This window comes from Streptomyces sp. NPDC052064, assembly GCF_055585925.1.
In genome coordinates this window covers 90,848-101,231 of record NZ_JBVJJE010000021.1, presented here as the reverse complement: position 1 = coordinate 101,231, position 10,384 = coordinate 90,848, and the positions used below count along the sequence as shown (strand labels likewise).

Below are 10,384 nucleotides of genomic sequence, written 5' to 3'. Positions count from 1 at the left end.
GTTGGAACAGTTCCCACAGCTCATCCGGCACCAGCCGCTCAACGATCGAGACCACGACCGACAGCCTACCGACCCAAATGAGATGACGTCTTAGCGTGTTCAGCGCACGCGCACTCGGTCGTGGCACGGGTAGCCGGTTTTTGAGGCTCGGACGGGTCAGCCTGAGACTGCGCTCTGCGCCCGGGTGGCCCGGGTGCTGGCGAGCTGGTAGGAGTCGGTGCCGGTCTCGATGATGTTCCCGCCGAAGGTGAGGCGGTCGACGATGGCCGCGCAAAGCCGCGGATCGGTGAATGTCTTTGTCCACCCTCCAAACGACTCGTTGGAGGCGATGGCGACGCTGTTCTTCTCCTCCCGCTCTGTCAGCACCTGGAACAGCAGCTCAGCGCCCCTGCGGTCCAGCTCCATGTAGCCAAGTTCGTCTATGCAGAGCAGATCGACGCGTCCGTAGCGGGCGATGGTCTTGGTCAGGACCGTCTCGTCCGCCGCCTCGACCAACTCGTTGACCAGCTTGGTGGCGAGTGTGTAGCGGGCCCGGAAGCCGGCCATGGCGGCCTCGGTGCCGAGCGCGATCAACAGGTGGGGCTTGCCAGTGCCCGAGTCGCCGATCAGGCAGAGCGGCAGTCCCTTCTTGACCCACTCGCAGGTCGCCAGGGTGTGAATGACGGCTGCGTCGACGTTCCCGTTGGCTTCGAAGTCGAAGGCCCGCAGCGACTTCTCCCGCGGGAACTGCGCCGCCTTGATCCGCCGTTCGGAGCGTCGCCGGGCCCGGTCGTCACACTCGGCCATCAGCAGCTCGGCGAGGAACCCGCGATTCGACATCTGGTCACGGGCGGCGGCTTCGGCCAGTTCGGGGAACTGGGCCCGGATGGTGGGCAGCCGGAGCATGCGGCATGCCTGATCGACGGCGGCGTCGGCGGCCTGTTCGGTCAGCCCTCGGTGTCGTTTGAGTGTCACGGCATCTCTCCCTGGATGGCGGGGCGGCCAGCCGGCCGCCGTGCTCGCAGCAGCTGGTCGTAGGCCGCGACCGAGGGCAGCGGCCGGGTGTCGGGCGGCAGCTGGGCAAGCCGCCGTTCGGTCAGCGAGGTCACGTTCGTCCGGTCCGGCTCCGCAGGAACAACCGGAGCCGCGACCTCGTCGGCTTCGGCCGCCTTCCGCGCCTCCAGGGCGACCGCGTCCGCGGTCAGGGCGCCGGCCCTGAGCGCGGAGGCAAGCCCCGCGACCAGGTGTTCGTGGGAGACGTGGCGGCCCATCAGCAGGACCTCGATCAGGGCCCGGGTGCCGTCCCGCTCGCCGTGGGCAGCCTTCGCCGCCTCCCACCAGGCGTCGTGGAACGGCGTGAACTTCCCTGCGGAACGGGCCTGTTCGAGCGCGGTGGCACCGGGGAACGCGCCGGGCTTGCGGACCAGGGCTTCCAGATAGTGGTCCAGATCCAGCCGGGCCTGCCCCTTGGCGATCAGCCGTTCATGGCGGACGACCTCCTGCTGGCCGTCGTAGACCACCAGCTCGGACGCGTGCAGCACCGCCCGGACCGTCCGGCCGATCAGCCGCACCGGCACCGAGTAGCGGTTGGTGCGGACGCTGATCTGGCTGAAGCGGTCCACCCGCAGGCTGAACAGCCGTCCCGTCTCAAAGGGTTCGTCCGGTAATGGCTGCAGCAGCGGCCGTTCGACGGCGAAGTACTCGCTCACCGGCCGTGGCCGGGTGCCGATCCGGCGCTGTTCGTCCTCCTCATCCCATTGCTCGATCATCGCGTTCAGCTCGGCGAGGGAGGCGACCTCGGGGACGGGGACCATGTGATTGCGGCGGAACCAGCCGATCTGACCTTCGACCCCGCCCTTCTCGTGGGCGCCCTCGATGCCCGGCAGGCAATACGCGGCATCGATGCCGTAGTGCGACCGGAACGCGGTCCATCGCTCGTGCTCCGTGCGGGACCGCGAGCTCAGCACCCGGGAGACCGCGGAGCGGAGGTTGTCGTAGCGGACCTTGCCGGTCGGGACGCCGCCCAGCACGCTGAGAGCATGGACGTGGCCTTCGAGGAACGCCTCCTGGCCGCAGGAGGCGAACACGCGGTGCACGGCCTTGCCCGAGTACGGCAGGCGCATCGCGAACACGAAGCAGGTGACCAGCTCGCCGGCCAGGCTTACCTTCACGTCGCCGAAGTCCACCTCCGCCTCGGCTCCCGGCCGGTGGGACTGCGGGATGAACGCGTGCACCACCCCGCGGCCGGCCTCAACAGCAATCCCAACTCCGCCCCGTGCTCGTCGATGAGCCGGTCGAAGATCCGCTTGACGGTGTGACGCTGCTTGCGCGGAGCATCCAGATCCGCCCGGAGCATCTGGTCGATCAACGGCTTGTAGGCATCCAGGCGGGTCCCGCGCGGCCGCGGCTTCTTCCGCGGCTCCGGCCAGACCGACTCCAACGCGGCCTTCACTGTGCGGAATCCGACTCCGTACTCACGCATCAAGGCCCGGTACGACATCCCTGCCCGGGCATCACGGCGGATCGCCGCGTACAAGTCGACCTTGGACTTCGGTGGCGCCATCGCAGCCTCATCCCGCAGAGCACGTCCATGCTCCCACCGCAACCCCTCCAGCGTTGCCAGAACTCACAGACATCGCCCTCCGGCCAAACAGGGCGTTCTCGGCCCTGAGCGACAAGTGGTGTCAGGTTCCACCGACAAAGCCACCGGGCCGTGAGGGGGCGGTAGCACGGCTGCTGGCACTGGATGCCAAGGGCGAACTGACCACTGTCCATGCCCAGCTGGTCGCTTCGGCGATGGGTGTGTCACTGCGGACGGTGTGGAACTGGGTCGCTGCCGCCCGAGGGGAAGGGCGCCTGTCGCCCCACCGCCCCTCAAGGGTTTCGGTGACTCCTGATCTCCGTGCCCGTCTGGCGGTGTGGGGCGGGAACGTGGCTGCCGTCCACCGGGAACTGGTCGCTGAGGCAGCCGCCGCTGCAGATGTGAGCGTCGTGCCTTCCCTGCGTACCCTGCAGCGTGCTGTCCGCCAGGACCTTTCCGCGGGGGAGCGGGCAGGGCTGCGGTCTGGTGAGACAGGCCGCCGACGTTACGACGTGTATGGGAAGCGCCCGCCGACGCATCGCAACGCGTGCTGGGAGGGCGATCACAAGCGGATTCCGGTGCGGGTGGAGGTCGAGGGGCAGGCGGTGTGTCCGTGGGTGACGTGGTTCATCGATGTCGCGACGAAGGTGATCGTGGGGGTGGCTGTCACCCCGCATGAGCCGGCCCGCGACGCCGTGCTGGCGGCGCTGCGGACGGGGATCAGCCGCGCCGCCCCCTACGGGCCGTGCGGTGGTCTGCCCACCGTGGTGCGGGTGGACCGCGGCAAGGAGTTCCTGTGCCAGACAGTGTCGCGGGCGTTGGGCGCCTTCGCGGTCTCGGTAGATGACCTGCCAGCCTACAAGCCATACCGCAAGGGCACGGTCGAGGCTTTGAACAGCGCGGTGGAGGAGATGTTCCTGGTCTCCCTTCCGGGCTGCACCCACCGGGCCCGCCCGGTGGGTGCTCACCGTCCCGACGAGGTGGCCGATCTCCTGTCCTTCGCGGACTTCGTCGACGCGCTGTTGGGCTGGGTGCGGTGGTGGAACACCGAACACCAGCCCTCCGGCCTTCAGCCGGGGCTCACCCCGATGGCGGCGTGGGAGGCGGATCCGAGCCCCGTAGCGGACGCGGACGAGGAACGGCTGGCGTTCTTCGCGCTGGAGGACGACGGCAGACCACGGAAGATCTCGACGAGCGGAATCAGGTGGCGGCGCCGCTTCTACATCGCGCCGTGGATGGTCGGCCACGTTGGCACACGGGTCCGGCTGCGGTACCTGCCGCACTACGACGGGCAGATCGAGGTCTTCGCCTCCGAGGGACGGGGCCGCCATCTCGGGACCGCCTACCTGGCTGAGGAAGCGACGCTCGAACAGCGCAGGGCGCTCAGCTCGGTCAGGGAGAAGAAAGCCCGCGCGCTGAAAGCCGACTTGAAGGCGGCAGAGAAGCTGCGCCGGACCCGCTACACGGCCACGACCACACCGGGTACTCCTCGTCCGCGGCGCACGGTCACCAGGCAGCAAGCCCAGGCGGAGATCGCCCGTGCGAAGGCGACAGATCTGGCGGCCCGCGCGCTTCCGGACCTGATCCCGCCCCGGGACCCGCCCGCAGGCTGGGCCCGCCCACGTCCCGCCCCTACCGCCCGGCCGCGTCCGGGGATTACGCCTGACAACCCCGCGGCAGACAACGCAACCGGCACCGAGCCAGCCTCGGACAGTAAGGAGTGACGCAAGATGGCTACCGCTGAACGCAGGGGGCGCCTGCCCAAGGAGCGGGAGGACCACTTCATGCGCCTGCCCGGTGCCCAGATCGTCTCCACGCGGGCGCTGCTCACGGCTCGGGAGAACATCCGGGCCGCGATCGAGGCAAAGGCGATGATCTGTATCTACGGGCAGGCAGGCAACGGTAAGTCCTTCGCGGTCAACGCCTCGCTGCGCGAGCTCGCGCCGACGCTGACCCGCCGGATCCAGTTCCGGGCCCGGCCCTCCACTCGCGACCTTCGTCACGAGCTCTTCCACGCCCTGGACCTGGCCGGCCGCCCGCCCTCGCACGCGGTCGAGTTCGACCGGATGCTGCGCGGCGCTCTGGAGGAACCACGGGTGCTGGTGTGTGACGAGGCGCAGTGGCTATCGAAGCTGTGCTTCGAGTACCTGCGCTATCTGTGGGACGACACCGACTCGGACCTGACGATCGTCTTCACCGGCGGGAACGGCTGCTTCGAGATGCTGCAGAGCGAGCCGATGCTGGAGTCCCGCGTCTACGCCTGGCAGGAGATCGGTGGCATGCCCCTGGACGAGGTTCTCACCGTCATTCCCGCCTTCCACCCTGTATGGGCCGACGCGGACTCTGAACTGATCGCTATCTGCGACCAGGAGGCCGCGCACGGGAACTTCCGCGCCTGGGCGAAGATCACCCACCACCTCACCGTCGGCCTGAAGGAGACCGGCCGCAAAACCGTGGACGAAGACCTTCTCCGCTGGGCCTACAGCAAACTCCGCACCCGCCAGGCGGCCTGACCCATGCTGACCTGCCCGAACCCACCCGCGGTCACGCTCGTCATGGACCCGCGTGACGACGTCGCTCACACCCGGGCAGCTTTGGCTGCCCACAACCCCTCCGAGGGCCGCGTCACCATCCACCCGACCCCAGGAACCGACTCCACCCTCACCCTCGCCTACGACATCCTCGCCGCCCTCGGCAAACCCGTACCCCTGACCGGCTACCCCGCCTCTGATCCCCGCCCCGCCTGGACCCTGTGCGCCGCCTGGATCCTCGCCCCCCCATCACCTGCCTGACTGTTCTGCGCGCCCACCTACTCGACCCCCGCTGTCTGGGCGAGCTGATGGCCCTGCGCGCCAGGACGGGGCTGCGCCTTGCCTTGGTGTGCCATCACCGGAAGACGCCTGCTGCCCTGGAGCGGGCCCTGAGCCGTACGGACCACCAGCTCGCGGACGCGGACGCGGTCCTGTCCTACGGGGAAGCCGCCGGCGAGAGCGAGGACAGCCCGCCAGCCGCACTGTCACGGCGCTGGATCAACCTGCCGGCCCTCACCACACTGCAGTCCATCGACGACAGCGACCGCTGCTCCTGCCGGGCACCGACAGCCAGCGAGCGCGGCTTCACCCCTCCCGCGCTGACCCCTCTCGCCGAGAGCCAGATCGCCCGCCGCCTCCACGCCGCCACCGCGCACCCGCACCTCGCGGCCGAACTGGCCACGGCCTGCGTCACGGCCGCCTCGATGACCCAGCTGGACACTGCCCGCGTCACTGATGCCGCACTGGACGCCAGCACGCTGATGCTCCACGACCGCAGGAACACCCGCCAGGGCTGCATGACCCACTCCGTGCCGGACTGGGCACGCCCCCTCCTACGGGCCGCGATGTTCACCCATTTCCTCACCACCGGCAGCAGGAGCGACCGCCTCTTCACCGGCCCCCTAGCCTCGCGCTTTCACGAGGTGGGCTGTCCAAGCGCTGATCAGAAACACAGGAAGTACCCATGACCTGCAACGATAGGACTTGCTGAGGGTCCTGTTGGCTGCAACGAAGACAGCACTTTCCAGGCGAGGGAGCCAATCGGGTCGTACCCGCATGTCCGTGTCCAGGGCGACGGCCGTCAGGTCGTCTCACAGGCCGGTTCGGTTCTGCTCGTCCAGAAATCATGAAAAACGGTCCGCCGACTCCGTCGGCGGACCCTCACGCAAGATCGAGGAGCGTGGGTCAGTAAGCAACTCCTGGAATGCCGAGCCTCGGGGTGAAGTGCGGCTGCCCTAGCGCTGCTCTTGAAAAGGCGTGGCTGCCGGGCAGCCGTGATGCGAAAATCAGGCCGCAACTTGATCCACATCCGCCTCCGGAGGTCCGGTTGGACATCGTCCCGCTGCTGCCGTTGACCACGTCCCGGTTGTCGCTGCGTCTGTTCACTCCTGACGATGCCGATGACCTGTACGCCTACCAGAGCCTGTCGAGCGTGGCACGCTACTTGTACCGGCCGGCGCACACGCGTGAGCGCAGCGGGCAGGTTGCCGCCGAGCGCGCGGCGCAGACGGTCTGGCGCGCCGACGGGGACAAGCTGGCGCTCGCTGTCTGCCGACGCGATGAGCCCGGCCTCCTTGGCGAGGTGAGCCTCACCCTGGCTGATGCCCGCGCGGCCCAGGCCGAGATCGGCTGGACTCTCGACCCAGGTCACCAGGGACACGGCTACGCGACCGAGGCGGCCGCAGCGCTGGCCGGGTTTGCCTTCGACACGCTGGGCGTGCACCGGCTCTACGCACGGCTGGACGTGGAGAACACCGGATCTGTGCGGGTCTGTGAGCGTCTTGGGATGCGTCGGGAGGCACACCTGGTCGAGAACGACCTCGACGGGGATCGCTGGGGCAGCGAGTACATCTACGCGGCGCTGTCCGCTGATCTTGGCCGTCGATCAGGCGGTTGAGCCCGACGCCGCCTCCTGTTCGTGATCTTCCATAAGGCGGCGGCATCACCCTCCACAGCAACCAGACCTTGAACCCGGCCCGACACCGCCCACATACTCCAGACCGCCAGACATCCGATCACCAACGGTCGGCGGCTTGCTCGTTACCGGCCCACGCTTCTAGCCTCGCGCTTTTCCGAGGCGAGGTGACCACGAGCTGGTGACCTGCAACGATAGGACTTGCTGAGGGCCCTGTTGGCTGCAAGGAAAAGAGCACCTTCCAGGTGAGAGAGCCAATCGGGTCGTACCCGCGTGTCACGTGTCCAGGGCGACGGCCGTCAGGTCGTCTCACAGGCCGGTTCGGTCCTGCTCGTTGAGACGGTCCGCAAGAGTGGCCTTGAACAGGCGATATCCGCCGGACTCGCTCCCTGGAGGAAGCCGCGGGCCGTCCACGATCCCGGCAAGATCCTCCTGGACCTTGCCCTGGCGGTCGCGATGGGCGGCGACTGCCTCGCTGACATCGCCATGCTCCGGGCCGAGCCGGCCGTCTTCGGCCACGTGGCCTCCGACCCGACCGTCTCCCGCCTCATCGGCACCCTCGCCTCCAGCAGAGAGAAGAGCTTACGGGCCATCCGGGCCGCACGATCCCAAGTCCGCTCCCGGATGTGGTCGTTGGCCGGCTCACACGCTCCCGACCAGGAGGGCCGCGTGACGATCGATTTGGACGGAGTGCTGGTGATCGCGCATTCGGACAAGGAGGACGCCGCCCCGACCTGGAAGAAGACCTACGGCCACCACCCCCTCATGGCCTTCGTCGACCACGGACCGGGCGGCACCGGGGAACCCGTCGCGGCCCTGCTCAGACCGGGCAACGCGGGCTCGAACACCGCCGCCGACCACATCACCACCACCCGCCAAGCCCTCGCCCAACTCCCGAAGAAGTACCGGCGTGGTCGCCAGACCCTCATCCGCACCGACTCCGCGGGCGGTACCCACGACTTCCTCGCCTGGCTCACCCAGCGCGGCAGATGGCTGTCCTACTCCGTCGGCATGGTGATCACCGACGCGATCCACCAGCACGTGCTGAAAGTCCCAGCATCCGCCTGGACACCGGCCGTCGAAGCGGACGGCGAGATCCGTGACGGGGCCTGGGTCGCCGAACTCACCGGCAACATCCTGGACGGCTGGCCGACGGGCATGCGGCTGATCGTGAGAAAGGAACGGCCGCATCCGGGAGCCCAGTTGAGGCTCACCGACGCCGACGGCATGCGGCTCACGTGTTTCGCCACCAACACCACCAGCCGGCCCATTGCCGAGCTCGAGCTGCGACACCGACTGCGAGCCCGGGCCGAGGACCGGATCCGGGCCGCCAGGGCCACCGGCCTGCGCAACCTCCCTCTGCACCACACCGCCCAGAACCAGGTCTGGCTCGAGATCGTGCAGATCGCCCTCGACCTGCTGGCCTGGATGCCCATGCTCGCCCTGACCGGCAAGGCCAGGTGCTGGGAGCCCCGCCGTTTGCGACTCCGCCTGTTCACCGCGGCAGGACAACTCATCACCACTGGCCGTCGACGGATCCTCCGCCTTGCCGGGCACTGGCCCTGGACCAACCACATCACGGCCGCACTCGAACGGCTCGCCCAACTGCCGAGCCCCGACTGACCAGCAGATCCCCCCGTCCCTTCGACAGCACTTCCACACCCGGACCCGTGGAACCCGGCGCCCATCCGACACGAGAGTCGGGCCATCGGCCTGTCCATCACCCCGTAAGAATGCAAAACGGTCCGCCGACTCTGTCGGCAGACCGTTACGCAAGATCGAGGCTAGGCTCGACAGGGCTGCCGCGCCTGACCGACTTTGCGGAACAGTGCAAACTCCGCCCGCCCCAGCCACCACGCCCCAAGCGGAGTAAGAACACCCGCCAAAAGTCACCGCCACCCACCGTGTGGCCCCTCAGCAATGCCCACCACAGCACCTCCTGGTACATCGCTGAGGAAGATATGAGGGGTTGCCCCCAACCGTCTGGCTACAGAAAGCGGGAACGAGTGCCCCACCGCATGTACTGACCGAAGGGCCCCGGAAGTTCTGCACGTTCCGTATCTCGGCCCACGCGGGACTGTAAATCGTTCGGTGTGACTCCCGATCATGGAGGATGCATCTGACCAGTGAGAACGTGTCCGAGTCCGAGGCCGTCGAGCCCGCGAAGGGTGTGTCGGTGAAGGCCGTGGACGACCAGCTGATTGACGAGCTGGTGGGCCGTGCCCAGGCCGAGGGCCTGCAGCTGACCGGCGAGGGCGGATTCCAGCAGCTGACCAAACGGCTGCTGGAATCCGCCCTGGGGGGTGAGATCACCGACCACCTCGGCTATGACAAGCACGATCCGGCCGGCAAGGACTGCGGCAACTCCCGCAACGGCAAACGCTCCAAGACCGTCCTGACCGACCGCGCTTCCCGCCGCTGCTGAGGGCATGGGAGGTGAGCTGCTCGACGAGTTGTTCATCGTGACTGCGGAGGCCTTGGAGGACCGCTACAAGGGGGCGGAAGCTGGCGACCATGTCGGTGGGGTCCTCGCCGGGCTCCGGGAACACGGGCACGATGATCCGTGCGACCTTCGTTGAGCTGTCGCGGTTCAACGTGAGTGCGCGGCCGATGTTCTGCAATGGTGGTCGGCTGCGGCTGCCCACGGCTGTGGCTGAGCGTGTCGGTTGATGGCGGCGATCACCCGTGGATCAGGCCCAACTCGCCCGCGCGTACTCCGGCCTGGAAACGGGAGCCCGCGTTGAGGGTGACGAGCAGTTCGGCGACCCGGCGGCGGTAGGTGCGCAGCGACATGCCGAGTTCCCGTGCGGCTGTCTCGTCGGTGGCGCCGGAGGTCAGGGCGCGCAGAACCCTTGCGGCTTGGGCGTCGATCCGGGGCCATTCCGCGCTGAGGAAGGCCGCGAGGTCGGTGGCGCTCTCCCAAGCGGCTTGGAACAGCGCGTAGGCCCCGTCGACCAGGGCCGGTGTGGCGCTCATGGTGTAGGTGCGGTGTCCGTGGGCGGCCGGTGCGGGTGTGATGGGGTCGGTGAGGATCATGGTTCGCCGGTCGATGAAGAAAGTTCCCCGGGACAAGGGGGCGGCGGTGATCCGGATCTGCATGCCGTGTGCTGCCATCTCGCGCAGTGCTTCCCGGTCGCGCTCGTCGGCGAGTACGGCGGGGCTGTACAGCTTGCGGGCCGGAACTGCCCCGTTGCGGCGCATCGTCAGGCGGGCGGCCTCGCGCGCGCCGGGCCAGGTGTCGAGGTCGCGGGCGACGTTGACCCATTCCGTGTCGTCGGACTCCGTCAAGGGCTTGAGCCGCGTCCAGAGCTCAACATCACCGCGAAGCATCATGACCTGTGGCATGCGTTCATTGTGCGGGTGGCAGCAACATGCCAC

Annotated in this window: 7 protein-coding genes and 4 pseudogenes; 7 read left to right on the top strand and 4 right to left on the bottom strand. The window is 68.3% G+C overall.

Annotated elements, in window-relative coordinates:
• Positions 1 to 156: 156 nt before the first annotated feature.
• Both istB and istA read right to left on the bottom strand, forming a co-directional pair.
• A complete protein-coding gene (istB, locus tag ACZ6TU_RS38210; RefSeq protein ID WP_469553390.1) occupies positions 157 to 954 on the bottom strand; it encodes an IS21-like element helper ATPase IstB in 798 nt (265 codons plus the stop codon).
• Positions 951 to 2,542 (bottom strand): annotated as a pseudogene (gene istA, locus ACZ6TU_RS38205) (IS21 family transposase). The gene istB and the pseudogene istA overlap by 4 nt, the downstream one beginning before the upstream one ends.
• Positions 2,543 to 2,910: 368 nt before the next feature.
• On the opposite strand from istA, the gene ACZ6TU_RS38200 reads away from it, so the two are divergent.
• The 7 genes and pseudogenes from ACZ6TU_RS38200 to ACZ6TU_RS38170 all read left to right on the top strand — a co-directional run.
• On the top strand, positions 2,911 to 4,284 hold the full coding sequence (locus ACZ6TU_RS38200) for a transposase (RefSeq protein WP_469553387.1): 1,374 nt from the start codon (positions 2,911 to 2,913) through the stop codon (positions 4,282 to 4,284).
• Positions 4,285 to 4,290: 6 nt separating this feature from the next.
• Positions 4,291 to 5,073 carry an AAA family ATPase gene (locus ACZ6TU_RS38195; RefSeq protein WP_467682040.1) on the top strand — a complete coding sequence of 261 codons (783 nt, stop codon included), beginning with the start codon at positions 4,291 to 4,293 and terminating at the stop codon, positions 5,071 to 5,073.
• Between the two features lie 42 nt (positions 5,074 to 5,115).
• On the top strand, positions 5,116 to 5,352 hold the full coding sequence (locus ACZ6TU_RS38190; RefSeq protein WP_469553384.1) for a hypothetical protein: 237 nt from the start codon (positions 5,116 to 5,118) through the stop codon (positions 5,350 to 5,352).
• 47 nt (positions 5,353 to 5,399) lie between these two features.
• Positions 5,400 to 6,059: a hypothetical protein gene (locus ACZ6TU_RS38185; RefSeq protein WP_467682044.1), complete on the top strand. Its 660-nt coding sequence runs from the start codon at positions 5,400 to 5,402 to the stop codon at positions 6,057 to 6,059.
• 359 nt (positions 6,060 to 6,418) lie between these two features.
• Positions 6,419 to 6,988, top strand: coding sequence for a GNAT family N-acetyltransferase (locus tag ACZ6TU_RS38180; RefSeq protein ID WP_392361328.1), 570 nt, complete (start codon positions 6,419 to 6,421; stop codon positions 6,986 to 6,988).
• Positions 6,989 to 7,251: 263 nt separating this feature from the next.
• Positions 7,252 to 8,629 (top strand): annotated as a pseudogene (locus ACZ6TU_RS38175) (IS1380 family transposase).
• 490 nt (positions 8,630 to 9,119) lie between these two features.
• Positions 9,120 to 9,410, top strand: a pseudogene (locus tag ACZ6TU_RS38170) (transposase); the annotation flags it as partial.
• 1 nt (position 9,411) lies between these two features.
• On the opposite strand, the pseudogene ACZ6TU_RS38165 reads toward ACZ6TU_RS38170, so the two are convergent.
• Both ACZ6TU_RS38165 and ACZ6TU_RS38160 read right to left on the bottom strand, forming a co-directional pair.
• Positions 9,412 to 9,627: pseudogene (locus ACZ6TU_RS38165) on the bottom strand (hypothetical protein); the annotation flags it as partial.
• Between the two features lie 58 nt (positions 9,628 to 9,685).
• Positions 9,686 to 10,351: a helix-turn-helix transcriptional regulator gene (locus ACZ6TU_RS38160; RefSeq protein WP_467682046.1), complete on the bottom strand. Its 666-nt coding sequence runs from the start codon at positions 10,349 to 10,351 to the stop codon at positions 9,686 to 9,688.
• Between the last annotated feature and the right edge of the window lie 33 nt (positions 10,352 to 10,384).